The 18095-nt window shown below is 40.6% G+C and carries 18 protein-coding genes; 7 read left to right on the top strand and 11 right to left on the bottom strand.

Annotated features, from left to right (window positions below):
• The first annotated feature begins 216 nt into the window (after positions 1–216).
• From NQU59_RS03915 to NQU59_RS03900, 4 genes are all read left to right on the top strand, one after another.
• The gene (locus NQU59_RS03915) at positions 217–894 is read left to right on the top strand and encodes a TetR/AcrR family transcriptional regulator (protein WP_257065124.1); all 678 of its coding nucleotides are present in this window, start codon (positions 217–219) and stop codon (positions 892–894) included.
• A 250-nt stretch (positions 895–1144) separates the two neighbouring features.
• Complete coding sequence (gene phoB, locus NQU59_RS03910; RefSeq protein WP_004657056.1) at positions 1145–1855, top strand: phosphate regulon transcriptional regulator PhoB; 711 nt, start codon at positions 1145–1147, stop codon at positions 1853–1855.
• 10 nt (positions 1856–1865) lie between these two features.
• Complete coding sequence (gene phoR / locus NQU59_RS03905; protein ID WP_257065123.1) at positions 1866–3224, top strand: phosphate regulon sensor histidine kinase PhoR; 1359 nt, start codon at positions 1866–1868, stop codon at positions 3222–3224.
• A 112-nt stretch (positions 3225–3336) separates the two neighbouring features.
• Positions 3337–3804 (top strand): DUF2147 domain-containing protein, encoded by a 468-nt coding sequence (locus tag NQU59_RS03900; protein WP_257065122.1) that lies wholly within the window; start codon positions 3337–3339, stop codon positions 3802–3804.
• 96 nt (positions 3805–3900) lie between these two features.
• Here the strand turns inward: NQU59_RS03900 and NQU59_RS03895 are convergent, their stop codons facing one another.
• Positions 3901–4353, bottom strand: coding sequence for a PACE efflux transporter (locus NQU59_RS03895; protein ID WP_257065121.1), 453 nt, complete (start codon positions 4351–4353; stop codon positions 3901–3903).
• A 94-nt stretch (positions 4354–4447) separates the two neighbouring features.
• Here NQU59_RS03895 and NQU59_RS03890 point away from each other — a divergent pair, with 94 nt between their 5' ends.
• Positions 4448–5341: a LysR family transcriptional regulator gene (locus NQU59_RS03890; RefSeq protein ID WP_257065120.1), complete on the top strand. Its 894-nt coding sequence runs from the start codon at positions 4448–4450 to the stop codon at positions 5339–5341.
• A gap of 265 nt (positions 5342–5606) precedes the next feature.
• Here NQU59_RS03890 and NQU59_RS03885 read toward each other — a convergent pair whose 3' ends face one another.
• Positions 5607–5732, bottom strand: coding sequence for a hypothetical protein (locus NQU59_RS03885; protein WP_016651291.1), 126 nt, complete (start codon positions 5730–5732; stop codon positions 5607–5609).
• 96 nt (positions 5733–5828) lie between these two features.
• On the opposite strand from NQU59_RS03885, the gene NQU59_RS03880 reads away from it, so the two are divergent.
• A complete protein-coding gene (locus NQU59_RS03880; RefSeq protein ID WP_257065119.1) occupies positions 5829–6746 on the top strand; it encodes a LysR family transcriptional regulator in 918 nt (305 codons plus the stop codon).
• A 404-nt stretch (positions 6747–7150) separates the two neighbouring features.
• Here the strand turns inward: NQU59_RS03880 and NQU59_RS03875 are convergent, their stop codons facing one another.
• From NQU59_RS03875 to NQU59_RS03840, 8 genes are all read right to left on the bottom strand, one after another.
• Positions 7151–8020 (bottom strand): IS982 family transposase, encoded by an 870-nt coding sequence (locus NQU59_RS03875; protein ID WP_161419859.1) that lies wholly within the window; start codon positions 8018–8020, stop codon positions 7151–7153.
• Between the two features lie 138 nt (positions 8021–8158).
• Complete coding sequence (locus NQU59_RS03870; protein ID WP_257065118.1) at positions 8159–10261, bottom strand: DNA methyltransferase; 2103 nt, start codon at positions 10259–10261, stop codon at positions 8159–8161.
• Positions 10258–11076, bottom strand: coding sequence for a hypothetical protein (locus NQU59_RS03865; RefSeq protein ID WP_257065117.1), 819 nt, complete (start codon positions 11074–11076; stop codon positions 10258–10260). The genes NQU59_RS03870 and NQU59_RS03865 overlap by 4 nt, the downstream gene beginning before the upstream one ends.
• Before the next feature lie 274 nt (positions 11077–11350).
• Positions 11351–12202: an archaetidylserine decarboxylase gene (asd, locus tag NQU59_RS03860; protein ID WP_257065116.1), complete on the bottom strand. Its 852-nt coding sequence runs from the start codon at positions 12200–12202 to the stop codon at positions 11351–11353.
• The gene (locus tag NQU59_RS03855; protein WP_257065115.1) at positions 12199–13047 is read right to left on the bottom strand and encodes a sulfurtransferase; all 849 of its coding nucleotides are present in this window, start codon (positions 13045–13047) and stop codon (positions 12199–12201) included. The genes asd and NQU59_RS03855 overlap by 4 nt, the downstream gene beginning before the upstream one ends.
• A gap of 326 nt (positions 13048–13373) precedes the next feature.
• Complete coding sequence (gene pncB, locus NQU59_RS03850) at positions 13374–14591, bottom strand: nicotinate phosphoribosyltransferase (protein ID WP_257065114.1); 1218 nt, start codon at positions 14589–14591, stop codon at positions 13374–13376.
• A 142-nt stretch (positions 14592–14733) separates the two neighbouring features.
• Positions 14734–15219 carry an ankyrin repeat domain-containing protein gene (locus NQU59_RS03845; RefSeq protein ID WP_257065111.1) on the bottom strand — a complete coding sequence of 162 codons (486 nt, stop codon included), beginning with the start codon at positions 15217–15219 and terminating at the stop codon, positions 14734–14736.
• 126 nt (positions 15220–15345) lie between these two features.
• Positions 15346–16869, bottom strand: coding sequence for a catalase (locus NQU59_RS03840; protein WP_257065110.1), 1524 nt, complete (start codon positions 16867–16869; stop codon positions 15346–15348).
• Between the two features lie 197 nt (positions 16870–17066).
• Here NQU59_RS03840 and dtd point away from each other — a divergent pair, with 197 nt between their 5' ends.
• Positions 17067–17507, top strand: a complete 441-nt coding sequence (gene dtd / locus NQU59_RS03835; RefSeq protein WP_010589860.1) for a D-aminoacyl-tRNA deacylase — start codon at positions 17067–17069, stop codon at positions 17505–17507.
• Between the two features lie 54 nt (positions 17508–17561).
• Here the strand turns inward: dtd and NQU59_RS03830 are convergent, their stop codons facing one another.
• Positions 17562–18041 (bottom strand): hypothetical protein, encoded by a 480-nt coding sequence (locus tag NQU59_RS03830; RefSeq protein ID WP_005238037.1) that lies wholly within the window; start codon positions 18039–18041, stop codon positions 17562–17564.
• Between the last annotated feature and the right edge of the window lie 54 nt (positions 18042–18095).

The raw sequence follows: 18095 nt of genomic DNA, 5'->3' as shown, positions 1-18095 counted from the left end.
TGTTGTCAATATAGTACACTCCAGCTTTAAGACAAATGGCAATAAGCGACACTGCACATGTCATAATAGGCCTATTTACATTTTATGACCGAACATGTTTAAAAGAGACAAGGCATATTTTCAAATTTTGGTTATGCTAAGTCGGCACAACAGCGTTGAAATGCAAATAAACATTAGACAGACGATTGAAAGATTTTTTAGGGAACGGTTTTCTCAATGGCAACTCAAGATCAAGTGACAGGCAAGAAAAACAATACCGCAGTCAAAGAGCGACAATTTAAGGGGCTCTCTTTAACCGAGCGTAAAGAAGCACGTCGTGAAAAACTCATTGAAGCAGGTATTGCCACCTATGGTACACAGGGCTTTTTCTCGGTAACCGTGAAAGATGTTTGTAATGAAGCCAAACTGACTGAGCGCTACTTCTATGAATCATTTAAGAAAAGCGAAGAGCTGTTTCAAACCGTGTTCTTAAAAATGATTGAGAAAATGCAAAGCTGTTTAACTCAGGCTGTCCTAATGGCGGCACCTGAACCCAAGAATATGGTGACTGCAGGTTTATCGGCTTTGTTGAGTGCGATTAAAGATGATCCACGTATGGCACGCATTATTTATATTGATGCCATGCTGGTGCAAGACCTGCATAATCAAGCCACTATTCAGGAGACCTTGACCCAGTTTGATCGCATTATTCAGGGCTTTGTGATGATCACCATGCCCAATGCACCGCAAAGTACTGAAGAAGTTTCACTGATGGCCACAGGCTTAAATGGTTATGTCACCCATATTATTATTCGCTGGGTCTCGGAAGGCTTCAAACAGCCTTTAGAAGATGTCTTGTCTGCCTGCTGTGCTGTCTTTTTGTCATTTATCGAAACCACATCACAAAAAAATTAAAATCGTTTTACAGTTTTGTGACAAGCACGGCGGTAAAACAACAATTCAGTTAAGCAAATGAATTCATTTGCTTTATGGGTAGGCAAATTGTCATCAATTCGTCACCTCTACGCCCCATGATTGTCACAATTTATTGCTAAATTCGACTTTATTAATTCTTTTGCAATGATATTGTCATAATTAATCTTTGTAATAAGCCTGTCATAACAACAAAACGGTTCACCGTTACAGATTTTAAGGGTATTGCGCTGTGAAAGATGACTATATTTTAATTGTCGATGATGAGCTACCGATCCGCGAAATGATCCATACCTCTTTGGATATGGCAGGCTTCCAATGTTTACAAGCTGAGGATGCCAAACAAGCGCATCAAATTATCGTTGATCAGCGTCCTGCACTTATTCTGCTGGATTGGATGCTACCGGGTGGTGTGAGTGGTGTGGATTTATGCCGCCGCCTCAAACGTGATGAGAACTTGGCCGAGATTCCAGTGATCATGCTGACTGCACGTGGCGAAGAAGACCACAAAGTTCAGGGTCTGGATGCCGGTGCCGATGATTACATGACCAAACCGTTCTCGACGCGTGAACTGGTGTCCCGTATCAAGGCGGTACTGCGTCGTGCCAATGCGCTGAGCGGTGAAAAAGTCATTGACGCCAATGGCCTATTGCTTGATCCTGTCAGCCAGCGTGTCAGCTTTGGCAATAGCATTTTAGACATGGGTCCAACCGAATATCGTTTATTGGCTTTCTTTATGACTCATCCAGAGCGGGCCTATACCCGTGCTCAATTGCTGGATCAGGTCTGGGGTGGCAATGTCTATATCGAAGACCGTACCATTGATGTGCATATCCGTCGTTTACGCAAAGTGTTAGAGCCATTTGGTGTCGATCGCTTTGTACAAACCGTTCGTGGCACTGGTTACCGCTTCTCCACACGAGCAGATTTAGCAGTAGGTTAAAAAATCCTTTATGTATGAGCCTTACCCCGTCCCGGAACTGGCACGTGAACATCAGCGTTTTCGCTACAGCAGTTTATGGACCTTTGCAAAACAAGATTTAAGACTGTTACTTTTTTTCTTATTGATTGCAAGCTTAGTCGGATTCGGGGTGGGATACTTCTGGAGCTGTGTTTTTATTGCCTTCGTGCTGTTCTTTTTTCTACAGCTGCGCTCGCTTTATCTGGTCAATGAATGGATTTCCAACCGTCCTTATGATGTCCCGCCCAATCTGAATGGGATTTGGGGGGCATTGCTGTTCAATGTCTATCGCGCACAGCGTCAAGAACGTATTGTTCAAGCAGAAATGGTCGGCTTGATTGACCGTGCACAATCCTCTTTGGTGGCATTGGCCGAAGCTGTGGTCTTGATTGATGATCAACATCAAATCGAATGGTGGAACCCTGCTGCTGAAAAACTCTTGGGCATTAGTCCTTTGGATCGTGGTCGAAACTTATTGTCGATTTTACGCCAACCGAGTTTTATTGAATATTTTAACCATAGCGACCAGTCGCCAGATGGAATTCGTCTGCAAGCCCAGATGGATGAAGAGCGTTATGTACAAGTCAAACTGACCCGTTTCGGCGGGGAAAGTCGTCTACTGGTTGCCTATGACACCACACGGGTACATAACCTCGAGCAAATGCGCAAAGACTTTGTCGATAATATTTCACATGAATTACGTACACCGCTAACCGTACTGAGTGGTTATATCGAAACCTTTATTGATCAAGATGACATTACCCCGCGCTGGAAACGGGCTTTTACCCAGATGCAGTCCCAAACCAAGCGTATGAATGCTTTGGTAAATGACTTGCTGCTGTTATCCAATTTAGAAAACAATAAAAAAGTCGCGAAAAATCAGATTATTGATATGGCCAATCTGATGAACCAGATCTTTGATGATGCGCGTGCCTACAATCTCGATTATGGTCATACCTTAAATCTGGATATTGATAGCCATTGTGATCTGATTGGTTCCGATATCGAAATTGCCAGTGCCTTTAGTAATCTGATTACCAATGCCATTAAATACACCCCTGCGGGTGGAATCATTACCATCGGCTGGCATGAGGATGGTGACCATGCCTACTTTACCGTACAGGATAATGGGATCGGAATTAATCCCAAACATTTACCGCGCTTAACCGAGCGTTTCTATCGTGTTGATAGCGCGCGTAGCCGTCAGACAGGTGGTACAGGCCTAGGCTTGGCAATTGTAAAACACGTGTTAATGCAACACGGCGCCCATTTGGAAATTATCTCAAAGGAAAATGAAGGTTCAACTTTTACTGCAGTATTCCCGAAAGAACGTCTGTACCGCATGATTTAAACCAGACAGGGAACTGCCAAGTTCCCTGAAATATGATGTGATCATTCCACTAAAACAATATAATAAATTGTTGTTTCATTTCATCATTTCTACTTTTATCGATGTATTTCTCATGCTAAACACACCTTTTCTTCGTGCATGTGCCCTCTTGCTTGGGCTCGGCACGCCTTTGGCGATTCATGCTGCTCCGACAGATCCACTGATTGGAACGTGGAAAGTCGTGGATGAACGTACTGGTTCTTACCTGTCTGATATCGTGATTCGCAGACATTCTGCCACTGAACAATACAGTGCCGTGATTGTCAAAATGTATCCTTCTGCCAAGGAAGCTGCGCCGACTTTATGTAGCGCATGTACGGGTACCTTAAAGAATCAGCAGATCATCGGGATGGAAGTATTAACTGGCCTGAAAATGCTCAGTCAAAATGAAGAATTTGGGCAGGGTGTTTGGCTCAACCCCTATGACGGACAGAAATACCAGCTGAATGCGCGTTTAAGCAAAACCGGCAAAATGCTCAGCATCAATGCCAAAAACCCAAGCAATAATAACTTTCGCAACATGACTTGGATTCGTCTATAAGCGTCTGCCTTACTTGCTACAAAATAGATAAAAATCACATAAAAAAGAGTATATTTTATCTACTCTTTTTTATCATTTTAACCATCAGCTAGCACATCAAGAACTGGTTTTAGCATTCAGCGCTGTCGGCTCAAGCAAATGGCTGGGTAAACCAAAAATATGGTCAAAAAAGTAATTATAAACAAAGGTATAACATGGAATTAGCAGCATCAAGCTAAAATCCAGCAAGAAAGCTTTCAGCAAACTGATCTGCATCCACCAGGCAATGAGGGGAATCAAAATCATCACCAAGACAATTTGAAAACCAATCGCATGTGCCACACGTCTGAGTACCGTACGTTTCTTAGAGCTCTGCTGCTTTTCCCACATCTCAAATACAGCGTTATAAAAGAAATTCACCGTCACTGCGATCACCGCAATCAAGATTGATAACGGCCCTGTATGACTCATAGTGGTGCCTGAAAGCACGGCTAACACCATCGCACAGATAAAAAAGCTGAACACTTCATAGAAAAACACGTAGGTGACTCTTCTCTTGGTTCCTTGCATAACCACACCTTGAAATCAATAATGAGTGGATTTTACGCTTTAAATTTGATAAAAAAAGTCAATCGTTATCAGCTCTACTGACAAGGAAGTAACCATGAAGCTCAGTCGTGAACAACTCGAATTGATTCTTGAGATTATTGACCGAGGTAATTTTTCCGCAGCGGCACGTGCCTTGAATCGTGTGCCTTCAGCCGTCAGTATGTCGATTGCCAATCTCGAAGCAGAGTTGAATTTAAAATTATTTGAACGCAGTAAAAATCATCTTGCCCCCACCGAAGTTGCACTCTCGATCGAACCGCATGCCCGGTTAATTCTGACCAAGTTGCGTCAGCTTGACCTGCATCTGACCGAGCTTTCAACGGGTCTGGAAACCAATCTCTGCATTGGGATTGCCGCGGATGTCAATCAAAAGTTTCTATTGGCAGGAATTGAACAGTTAATTCAACGCTATCCCTTACTCAATATTGAAATGGTCAGTGCCCCGCAACAGGAGCTCAAGACACGATTGCACAATAACGAGATTGATCTGTATATTGCCTATAGTTCATCGCAACTCGATAATAATGAACGCTTTCGTTTATTGGGCATGGAACAATTTGTCGCGGCGGTTTCACCCAAAGATGCACAACAGCTCAAAGCCCAGAATAAGAATGAACTCACCATGCTGTCTGAACTCAGACAAATTATTGTAGCCAGTAAACATTATCCACTGCCTGATAGTCGAGTACTGGTCTCAGATTCATGCTGGTATAGCGATAATTTATCTATAGCCATTGATATGGTGGAACAAGGGCTCGGTTGGGGCAATTTCCCCCTCTCCGTAGTACAAGCACATTTTGCCAAACAGAGTCTGGTACGCTTGGCCTTTCTCGATACCACCAATGGACTAGATATGCCGATTCATGCCATTTGGCCAGCATATAAACCTTTGAGCAAATCCATGCAATGCTTGATTGAACTGTGGGAAAAACAAATCAATCTCACATAAAAAAAGCCCGACATCCAAGTCGGGCTTTTTCGTATTCCTTTCACTAGATACAACTCCTGTCATATCTCACGTCCTGATGCACAAACTTATCATTCTTGTTTTATGTTTTGGAACGTCCTGTTCCTGATGAGTTCATATTAGGCAATTCTGCCTTGGCTGAAAATGGGACATTGCCCCTAATCGATGTAAGAAAAAGCGTACATCACTGAGCTGCTCATCATTTAAAAAAGTAACTCAGAATAGCGATATAAGTCTCGTGAATGTATCAATCTCCCCATAAATCAATAGTCTGTTCTGTCTTCATTACGCCCATATAGTGATCATAGCTTTGTGCCAGTAGACAAATCACTACAGCAGCAATCAAGGTCAAAATCTTATTTCTCATTGTCATCGTCAGCGACCTGAATCAAGGATCTATAAAAAAGGTATAAGATTTCTCTCATCTCATCTAATATAGAAAAAACAAGCACTGATCTAATTTTGAGATATGTGGACCTTCAAACAATTTAATTATCTAATCACGATTGTAGAAACTGGGGGCTTTATTGCTGCCTCGGAGAAGTTGTTTATTGCTCAATCTGCCCTGAGCAGACAAATTAAAAATTTAGAAGAAGAAATCGGTTTTGAAATTTTTGATCGATCTGAAAAGAAAATTAGACTCACACCTGCAGGTGAAGCACTGTATAAAAGTTTAAAAAGCAATATTGATCATTTAAAAAGTTCCATTGTCAGCGCCCAAAGTATCAGTCGAGGTGAAGATCGAATCATTAAAATTGCCCATTCCAGCAGTATTGTGTTGGATCAAAGCAAGCTGGAAATTTTTGAACAGCTTTGTGATCGTCATAACATTGATATCGAAATGAATACCCTATCCTCTGAATTACAGCTCGAATATTTATTGAATGGCAGTATAGATCTGGGCTTTATTCGACCGCCGATTTATCACAATTTAAATGACGTCAATACCATCAGTTTATATACCGCACCTTTATATGTCGCTGCCCATATTTCAGATCCATTTTTAAGTGAAAAAGAAAGTATCTCGATCCGTGAGTTGGCGTCCTTAAATTTTGTCTCTGTTCCGCATAAAGCACGTGGTGGTTTAAGTTATTTGGCAGCCAATTTATGTTTGGTGAATGGTTTTAGTCCAAAAAGAACCCGAATTTATTCAAGAAAAAGGTCTCAATTGGAACTGGTCGCCAATGGCTTTGGCATTTGTATTGTGCCTGAAGAATTTAAAGTAATTTTGCCGAGCGATGTCAGACTGATTCCCCTTCAAGATAAAAACACACTTAGCGAAGTAAAACTCATCTGGAAAAAAGATGAAGACCCGATCATTAATAGCTGTGCAGACGCGATTCATGCCTATTACAGTTCCAAGCAGATGAACTTAAAAACTTACTGAGTTTTAGCTCAAATGAAAAAAGCCCGACATCCTGTCGGGCTTTTTCGTATTCCTTTCACTAGATACAACTCCTGTCATATCTCACATCCTGATGCGCAAACTTATCATTCTTGTTTTATGTTTTGGAACTTCCTGTTCCTGATGAGTTGATCTTAGGCAATTCAGCTTAGGTTGAAAATGGGACATTGCCCTGAATTGCTGTAAGCAAAAACGTACAGATAAGGTTAGAGCTTGGCAAAATATATCAAAACTGCTCAAAAAAGGGCCTGCTTGTATCTAATTCGGATCTTTGCTGTTTTTTTTAGTATGTTTGAAAAAATAAACTATTGATTTAATTTATATTTTTTAAGCGAGTTTCTCATAACGCTCATTATGTTAAATAGTTTATATAACCCGGATCCTGCTTAAGCCGATGATTCCTTAATTTGAATTGTTGGCTTATTTTGATGGGTTAATTGATATGCGCATAGCGAGGCATAAATTCCTCCAAGAAATCCATGAATACTACGTGCTTTACTCGTCACTAAATTGTATTGCCCCTTCAATAAACTGAATAATGTTTCTATCTTATTGCGTTGTCTTAGGTGATATTCATCTGATGCACAGAGTTGAATAGCCTGCATATTCTTTCGATGATAAGTAATTAAATCAATACCTTGATCTTTCAATCTGATTTTTAATTCTTGGCTGATGTAACCTCGATCCCCGTAAAGTTTTGCTTCTATACCAGCAACCAATTGCTCAACCATTTTTATGTCAGCAACATGTCCATTCGATAAAGCAGAACAGGCAATTTCACCAAATTGATTCATCGCAATATGTAATTTACAGCCATAAAACCAGCCCATTGAGCTTCTACCACGTGATGCAATTTGGACTAATGATTTATGACGCTGAATCCGTTGATTTTTACAAACTGGCAGAGTTGTTGAATCAATCCATAAATATTGTGTAGTTTGGTCTTTCATCAGCGCCACATGTAAAGCGTGTAGGGCCAATTGGTGCATATTGATCAGATGAATCATCCTTTGATAGCAAGGCAAGTACTTAAATAAATGGCTTTTATCTTCTTTTAACCAGGTGAAAAAGGCTTTGAAATTATTGAAATGAGAGCATTTGTACCAAATGGCAATAAAGCAGATTTCTGAAATTTTGAGTTGAGCAGTTCTGATTCTTAAGGAACCACAGTTTTGTTTGAGAAACTCCCAATAAGTTGATTCAAATTTAAGAAAAAAATCATCAATTACGCAGAATAATTCGGTACTATTGAACATCAGGACTAGAGTTGTGAGTTTGGTGTGGTAACTCAACTGATGGCTCTAGTCCTCTTATTTTTCAAGTCAATTTCTTATCCGCGATTCGGGTTATATAGGGAAAATAATAAATACATTTTCCCTATATAAAATGATTACTTAACTATTAAATAGCATTCTTACATCTTCTAAATGCTTTTTAATTTCATCATAGCTTAAGTCATGAGTAGCATAGGAAATTAAGGTTTGAGCAGCACTGATAACAAATTTGTCATTATTTGAAATTTTCATTCCCCCATTTTGGAGTTGAGCTGAAGTTTTTTCGATAATAGTGTTTAGTTCTGGCACAGTAACAAAGTTATTTGTAGCAAATCTTTTTTTACGACAAACAAGAATTGCATCAATACTGATAGGCTCTTTAGCTGAAGTTTTAGGGCTAGCAGAACGTTGCTCAGCATGAACTGCATGTGCTGTAACAATAGCTAAACCAGCTTTATTTATAGCTTCATAGATTGCGGCCCATCCTTCAGCACGTGAATGATGAAAACTAAATGCAAGGATTCCTTCATCTTTTAGAACACGACAAGCTTCACTAAATACCGAAGATAATTGATTTGAAAATATCCTTGGGTCATTGTGCTGAACTTCTCCTGGATGAGATGAATCTATAGATGACATCCAGTCATAACGATCACGTAAAACGGGAGACAACCAGGCAAAGAAGAAATCACTCAGTTCAGAATAATGTACAAAGTCAAAATATGGTGGATCAGTAATAACTGCATCTACAGTTTTTTTTGGTAATGGCAGTTTTGAACTATCTCCGTTCAGAATTAGTACTCCATGTTCTTGACGCTTTAATTCTTCCCAGTTTTCTACACGCTGAGCTGTAATTGGATTACTTACGATAACTTTATTAGAGCCTATCCGCTCACCAAACATGTCATATTTAAACTCTATGTCAAAGGGAGTATCTAAGTAACGTTTAGCTCGTAATAATCGAGATTCGAATAAAGTACTGAATGTCCCACTGCTTCGATTAGTTCCCCAAATGGAATTCTCTAGTGGGGTGCGCTCAGGCTTTAATATATGGTTTGAAAACATATGGCGGACAGCACCAGTTCCCTCACCTTTAAAACTACAGAAAAGGTTGTTGAATTCCAATGTACTGGAGAATAGACAAAGGATCTGCTCCTGAATTATTTGATCTTTTATATTTAAGATTTCCTGTAAGAGTAATCCCAAGCAAAGCAGTTGACGAGAGTTAAAAAAATCACGCCATTTAATATAGTTATAACCTCGTGCTTGGTCTGTATTATGACCAGGACGAACCTCTGTTTGAGGTAGTGGAAGGCTTTCTATATTTAGTCTTTTTTCAGCTTCATCATATAAATCAAAGTCTTCTGGAGTAGCTTTTAAATAGATTTTTGAACCGTCCTTACGCAAAGCCATTAATGCATACATACGTTGCTTTGGAGGAGAATTCTTAGGTATTAAATCTTTAACTTTATATTTTGTTCCATCCTTTGCCGTTATGTTCTGACCACTAGCAGGACCTTTTTGTGGGTTGAAAATATACGCACAACTTTTACAACATAATTCAGTCGAGTCATATCTATCTTCTAGTACTTCCCAGCAACTAGGGCAGACAATTTGAGCTTTTGGTTTTTTTTTCGGATAAGCATCTTGCGAAAAAACATAACGTGAAAATAGCGGAATTACTTCATTATCAGGAGTCGTTACTGTTTTAACCCAAAAGTAATATAGAACAGGGATTTTTTCACCAGTTAATGGATCTCGAGTTTGATAATAGTGTCGAATTTTAGGAGCTACTGTTTGCTCTAAGTATTCAAATGCAGCATGTAAATCTGCTTCAGCAGCTGGTGTGAACGCTTGACGAACTAAAAAAGTGCTGATGGGGTTAATATCATTACCAATAGCCTTTGCACCAAGCTTTAATGCCTCTCCAAGAGAAGTTCCACTACCCATAAAAGGATCTAAAACCACTTTATCCTTTAAATTATGAGTCTTATAAAACTCTTCCCAAATATTAGTTCCTGGAGGAGTTAAAGCACCTATTGTGATAGCACGAAAGACTGAACCTAAGCGAGTAGCCCACCATTTATGAATATGGTAAATCGGGCGATTAATTTCTTTACGCCAACTCTCTTGTTCAGCAATCTGACTAATTTCAACTAGAGGAAATTGACCTTCTAGAGCTGTTGTTTCTGTATCCTGCATTGTTTTTGCAACATCTATCATTTACTAAGCAACTTCTTATCATCTTTTACTAAAGATGATTTATCTGCCATAAGAACTGGTTTATCAGTTTGGCTATATAAGCGATATGCAATAAATTTGTGTTCAGTTTTTCCTTTAGGATTCACACATCTTTCTGCCACTAAGTCATTTGTACGCAAATCGAAGTTATAGCCTACCACTAAGGAATTTGCTTCAACTCTAGTAAGTTGTCCGACCTCTTGGTATCGAATATCTGTTCCAAAGTCTTCTGGTAAAATTAAAGTTATTAATCCGGTAGTACCTTCTGTTAAAGCAAAAGGTGTCGGAGCAACATACATTTTCCGATCACGAATCATAATGTCGCCATAAGTACCGAATCCTTTAACATTTTTATTTTTGTGGACGTAATTATGATCTGCATTTAAGAAGTCACCATGACATATGACTAAATCAACAACTGGATACTGTTTTTGATTACTATCACCGACAGAATAATCTGAAAGGTCTGCAGGATAACGGCCAAATACATAAAATATAGTACGGCCATTATGGAAACCTGTAGGCACTTGACTATTTGAGTCGTAGTCACGTTCACGACCTGGCCAGGCAAGTCCTTTAATTTCAAAACCTTCAGCTTTATTCACTAAACAGAAATCAGGATAAGTATTTCTTCCAGATCCTTCAAAGTAGATACCTAAGTTTTCAAGGCGTTTTTGAAACCAGTTTTGGAAATGAAATTCTTTATCTTTTGAAGAAATTGCTTCAATCAACTCACCATTTTGAATAGCTAAAACACATTGTTCAAAAACATCGAAAACTGTACTATCTTTTGACATAATCATCCTTATTATTAATAAATTCAAACACCTATCTAAATTAATAACATATTCTTAAAGGTTTTCAGAATAGTAGTTAATCTGGATCTTGAAATCTGGTGAATGGTAGAGGTAAACGTATTTTAGCCATAATATCTTTAGATGAGGATATGTATGAGAGAACATCACTTTGGAATATTAAATTTAATTTTTCTAAAATTAACATAATACGCCTTATGCGAAATACGTAAAAAACTCTTTAAATTTTAAAGAGCTTTTTAAAATCACATCTAAATTAAACCGAATGACCTAAACGCTCACCCATCACCACCGTCGAATTGGCTTTAAACTGCTCTTCCCAGACCATTTTATCTTTTTCAAATAAAACCACAGCGGTTGAACCTAGGTAGAAACGACCTAACTCGGCACCTTTCTCCAATTTCATTTGGTGATGCTGCAATTCAACTTTGCCAGATGGTTTTACTTTGCCTGTGGCAACCGTTTCAATACCCGCCACAATCATGGCGCCAACTAAAACCACCGCCATACGACCCAGTTCGGTATCAAATAAACACACCATACGCTCATTGCGTGCAAATAAACCTGGTACGTTTTCAGCCGTGGTTTGGTTAACTGAGAACAACTCACCCGGAATATATAAAGTTTCAGTCAATGTGCCCGCCAAAGGCATATGGACGCGGTGATAATCTTTTGGTGATAAATACACGGTTGCAAATTGACCCTCTTGGAAAGGCTTCGCTAACTGTGGATCACCAATCAATTTTTCGACTGAAAAGCTTTGACCCTTAGCTTGAAAAATATCACCCGCTTCAATTTTACCGAGCTGTGAAATCGCACCATCCGCAGGACAAACAATGCTATCCGCTTGTTCGTCAATTCCACGGATCCCCTCTTTTAACGCACGGGTAAAAAATTCATTAAATGACTTATATTGCAGTGCATTGCTTTGCGCCGCAATACTCATATCAATGCCATATTTTGCTTTGAATGCCTGAATCACAGCAGTTTTTACCAAGACATTTTCACTTGCGGCAACCTTACCGACAACACGACTCAGTTGATGTTGCGGCACAAGATTCTGTGCTTTGATAAAGAGTTGTTTTTTTAAATCTGCTGCAAAACTCAAGACGGTGACTCCCCTGAAATAATAGGACTATCGAGGCGATTGCCCCATTCACTCCACGCACCATCGTAGGCTCTCACTTGCCAGTTGAGCAATCTTGCCAAAATATACGCCAAGCCAGAACGGTGATGAGACTGACAATACACCACCACAGGTTGTTGTAAATTAAAGCCTAATTGTTCTAAGCGTTGTTGTGTGCGTTCAAGCGGGTGTAATTTTAGATGATTTTCACGGTTTAGGGCAGTACTCCATTCAAAATGCAGTGCATTTGGGATGTGACCGCCGCGTCGCGCAGCCAAGCGCAAGCCTGTATATTCCTCGTTGGTACGGCAATCCCAGAGCTGAATATTGTCCTGTTCGACCTGTTGTAACAATTCGTGATATTCAATGCGATGCTGCTGTACCGTGTCTAAATCGATCAGGAACAGATCTGCAACAGGTTTTACGGGGTCGACTTCAGCCGTAGTCGGCAAACCTGCCCCCAACCAGCCATGAATCCCACCATTAATCAAACTGGTTCGATTAAAACCAAGGCAATGTAAGTTCCAGATTAAACGCCCTGCCCATGCGCCACCTTCATCGTCATAAACCACGACATGATGCTGAGGTGAAATATTCAGCTTCTCGATTAAAGCCTGTAAACCTGCTAAATCAGGCAATACCCCACTGGCTTGTTCTTGTTGTGCAACCAGAAATTTAGGTTGTAAATGCATTGCATGAGGGATATGCAGTTGTTCATACACCGATGCTCGGCTTAAATCGACAATTCGAATCAATTCGCTGCCTAAATAAGGCACCAATTGTTCAGGCTCAATCAGTAAACCCAGTTTAAAATCTACGTCAGTCATTGTTATGCTGTTTTATCATCCGCATTGGGGGTGATTTTAGCATAGCCGACTTTTTATCTTTGTCTGATTTTTTGCATTCGTTTAGCAGAAAAGAAGATATAGCGAAGTTAAATAATTGAATTTTCATTACAGAGTCTTACTGTGTTCTCATCCTATTTCGGGATAAGCCTTCGGCTCGACCTACTTTTGTTTCGACAAAAGTAGGCAAAACCATTGTCATCCACAAAACCTGTTCACTTCTTTCATCTATTTAGCTATATCGCAAAAAAGGTTTCTTGCTTATATCACGCAGGTTGTGGATGACGTTTACGCGTATCGAATTAAAGTTATAAAGTCTCACTTGTTTCTTCAATCTCAAACACCTGACGCAAATACGCCAAGAAAGTATCATTATCGGTCATGGTCTTCCCTGGACTATCCGAAATTTTCGCCACCGACTGACGATTACACTCCACCAGTTTCAACACAATATTCAAAGGCTTCTGCCCCATATCGTTGGTTAAATTGGTACCAATCCCAAAACTCACTTGGAAACGATCTTTAAAATATTGATGCAATAACCAGGCTTTTTCCAAATTCAGACCATCACTAAAGGTCAACATCTTGGTCTTGGTATCAATCTTGAGTTTGCGATAATGCGCATACGCCTTATCACCCCATTCATACGGGTCGCCACTGTCATGACGTAAGCCATCAAACAACTTGGCAAAATACAAATCGAAATCACGCAGGAAGGCATCCATACCGACCACATCGGTCAGAGCAATGCCCAAATCACCGCGATATTCTTGTACCCATGCTTCCAAAGCAGCTTTTTGGAAATTACGCAAACGCACATCAAGTGCCTGAAAAGCCTGTAGGAATTCATGTGCCATGGTACCAATCGGACTAATCCCCAATTGCTTGGCCAGTAATACATTACTGGTGCCGCGAAAGACTTTCGGTGCAACAGCCTGAAAGGCTTGGACCACATGTTTCTGCCATGCAAAACTATAACGACGGCGTGTGCCAAAGTCAGACACTAAAAAGGGTGGCTCTTTATCTTGTTGTTCTTGGGCATAATGTTGTAACTGCAACAGTTTTTGTTGCAGACGGCGTTCACCCTCGGCCAAAACCTCATCGCTACGGATACGACGGAAATATAATTCATTGACGATGGCCAAGACAAAGATTTCAAACATCATCGCCTGAACCATAGGGCCTTCAATTCGGATATCCAAGCGTCCAGCCTCATCAATACTGGCCTGAATAAAACGACGTTTTAACTGGAATAATTCGAGGTAATCAACAAAATCACTTTTAATAAAACGCAATGAACGCAGGTATTGTAATTCATCTTCTGCAAAGCGCAGTTCACAGAGCAAATCCAGTTGCTGATTCAAGTCATCTAAAATATCAACTAAGGGATAAACCGTGTCTTCTAAATTGCGGCAACGAAATAAATAAACACTATGTGTTTGCGGAAACTGATGCAACACCACCTGTAACATGGTGAATTTATATAAGTCGGTATCCAGCAAAGATTGAATAATGGGTGTAGACATGACTGACTTAGGATCTATTCTATTTCAAGCATTAAAGCATACTTTTAGCCAGAAATGAGGCTGTCTACGACGATGGTTATTGTTCTTGTCATAATCTTGCCTGGAGTCTTTTTAAATTCAAATAGTTAAGCAATATCCTAGCTCACTCCGAACTAGCAGGCTGGATTTCCTGCAACTGTTTCAGTTGCCCAAACTCAATCGCAAACTGCTCAGCGGTCAGTTGACCTGTTTTCACAGCATGAGTATCACAATCCACCCGACGCAATTGCTTGGCAATGCTCCATTCAGCTTTGACAATGGCTCCCATCAATGCCGTATGTCCTCGCTTATCCCGAAGACAGCGATTGGCATTTTGATCCAGCAACAGCTGAACCGCCTCTTTCTGTCCGTAATAACTCGCCATCATCAATGCGGTGTAACCTGAGTGATCTTGGATATCAATTGGAAAGCCATGCTTTAAAAATTCTTGTAAAACTTCAGTATTGCCCACTTTTGCTGCTGAAAAGAACAGCTCAATCACCTCTTCTGAGCCGTTTACCGTAGTCGATGCTGGGTTCGCATAACTCGAGATGGATAAACTACTGCACACGATACAAATTGCACAGACTGTCGCTCTTAAACCAATCATCACAACATCCTCTGAATTTAAAAAGGAGTGCCTGTAACACTCACCCTAGGTGCAGGAAAGGCGATTGAGGTTACAGGACTTGCTGGGGGTAACAATGATGGCACCTGTTACCACATGCTCAACGTATTATTGGTCTTGCAATTGTGCTGCTTTGGCCTGCACATTTTTAAGGTTAACATTGAGCGACTTGGCTAAACGCGTTCCATAGTCGGCGTCTGCCTTATAGAAGTAAGACAGCATGATGGTCTTGGTTTCCATATCCTTAACTTGGCCTAAATCCGCAGTCAGGTTACGAATCAAGTCATTCTTTTCCGTTGCCGAATAACTCCGATATAACTCGCCCGCCTGTTTAAATGGCTGCTGTTTTTGAATCGCATGCTGCATCACTGTTCCTTGTAAAGGTGTAGCAACCGCACGTGCACTCTCAGTTGAAGGCTTTGGTTCAATCGTACTTGGCTCATAATTGACATGCGACTCAGTCTGTCCCATGTTCATCGCCCCTTCCTGATTATTGTTATTCACCGCGACACGAGGGCGATTTACAGGAATTTGCTGATGATTGGCGCCTAGGCGATATAACTGTGTATCCGAGTAAGAGAAGACACGACCTTGCAGTAAACGATCTTCCGATGGCTCAATACCCGGGATCAAATTGCCTGGAGCAAACGCAGATTGCTCAGTTTCCTGAAAGAAGTTCTTTGGCATACGATTCAGGGTTAAGGTTCCGACTTTGACTTCAGGCACCAGATCATTCGGCCAGATTTTGGTTGCATCTAATGGGTTGAAATCAAATTTATCGAGGTCTTTGGGATCAAGTACCTGAATATACAGATCCCATTTTGGATAGTTACCTGCATAAATGGTTTGGTACATATCATTGGTCAAATGACTCCAGTCACGACCTTGTACTTCTTTGACCTGATCTAAGTTTAGACCTTTCACGCCTTGTTTAGAACGCCAGTTAAATTTGACGTATTTATATTCACCTTTATCGTTATAAAGCTTAAATGCATGTACGCCAAAACCATCTAGGGTACGGTAACTTTCTGGTGTCCCCAAATTGGAATAGACATAGGTCAACATATTAATCGACCACGGCTGACTCTTTAAGAAATCAAAAATTCGGTTCGGATCTTGAACGTTGGTGACCGGATCAGGCTTCATCGCATGGACAAAGTCTGGAAACTTGATCGCATCACGGATAAAGAACACAGGGAGGTTATTCCCGACCAAATCCCAATTCCCCTGTTGAGTATAGAATTTCACGGCAAAACCATGCGGGTCACGCGCGGTTTCTGGCGAACCTTTAGGATGAATCACGGTCGAGAACCGAACAAATACGGGAGTGGTTGTTCCTGCTTTAAACATAGAAGCAACGGTCAGATCAGAAAGATCTTTGGTCGCCACAAAATCACCATAAACCCCTGTACCACGGGCATGCACCACACGTTCTGGGATACGTTCACGGCCGAAACGTTGCAACTTCTGAATCAGCTGAACATCTTGCAACAAGGTTGCACCATTGGCACCCGCTGTCATTGAGTTTTGATTGTCACCAACAGGTGCACCATTGTCTTTTGTTAAAGGAGCTGCATACGCTGTGCCGAGCATTGCCGCCATTATTGTGAATAAAAATGTTCGCTTAAACATACTGTTAAATCCAAAAATCTAAATACCTTTCCTGCACGGCAACTATACAAAGATTTTAACAATAGATAAAAAGATAATTTTAATAAAACAAATCGAAAAATAAGATCATGGAAAATCTCCTCATTTTTCAAGCTCGATGTAAAGCCGCTGAATCTGCTAGACTGCGACATCTCTACCAGACAAATTTTCACTTTTCTATGCGTGCATTAATTCAACGTGTCCTCGAAGCCAAAGTTGTCGTTGAGGGCCAAACTACAGGTGAGATCCAACACGGCCTCTTGGTGTTTTTAGGCTTAGGTAAAGAAGATAACCTTGAAAAAGGCCAAAAACTGATTGATAAGATTCTGAAATATCGGATTTTTGATGATGAGCAAGGCAAAATGGGCTGGAACCTCAGCCAAGCCAATGGTGGCCTGCTACTGGTCTCACAATTTACCCTAATGGCTCAAACCCAGAAAGGCTTGCGACCAGACTTTGGCCCCGCAATGCCACCTGCCGAGGCGCAAGCCTTATATGAGCAACTGGTTGACTATGCCCGTCAACAGTTCAATCAGGTACAAACAGGTATTTTTGCGGCCGATATGAAAGTTCATTTAATCAATGATGGCCCGGTGACGTTTAATCTGGAAGTTGAATAATCATAAAACATAAAAAAACTCCCGAGAGGGAGTTTTTTGATTACAGCTCTTTTATTATTTGCCAGTTTTTTCTTTAATAAATGCACGTGCCTGACGAATTTTCTCTTTTACCGGTTTTGGCACTTTGGGTGGAATCAATTTTGCCGCTTGGTTAAACCAAACCAATAAGCTAAAGTCACCTTCCATTTTGATACTGCCATCTTGCATCCCCGTCATAAATGCAGTGGGGTCACCCTTAATGAGAGTCTTGACACCTTGCTCACTTGAAGCAAATTGCAAAATGAAATCTGCTTGTTGCGGGCTGCCTGCAACGGTATCAATTTTGCCATGATTCACAATAATCTGACGTGCAAAACCTAAATCTGTACCAATTTGAATACGAAATTCACGATCATGCACCAATTCAATAAACTTCGGACTTGTACGTGCCAATTGCTTCATCCGTAGCGCCAAACCTGCCACCAACAAATCAAGTGGATCAGTGCTGACATCAACGATAGGTAACTTAACCACAGGTAAAGAAGAAAGCTTCATGACAATTATGCCTACAGTATAATGATGAAAATTAAGACAACAGTATCCTAGCAC

The organism is Acinetobacter colistiniresistens (assembly GCF_024582815.1).
Taxonomy (GTDB): Bacteria; Pseudomonadota; Gammaproteobacteria; order Pseudomonadales; family Moraxellaceae; genus Acinetobacter.
Note: the sequence above shows the minus strand (reverse complement) of the source record. Positions and strands in the feature narration are given on the sequence as shown.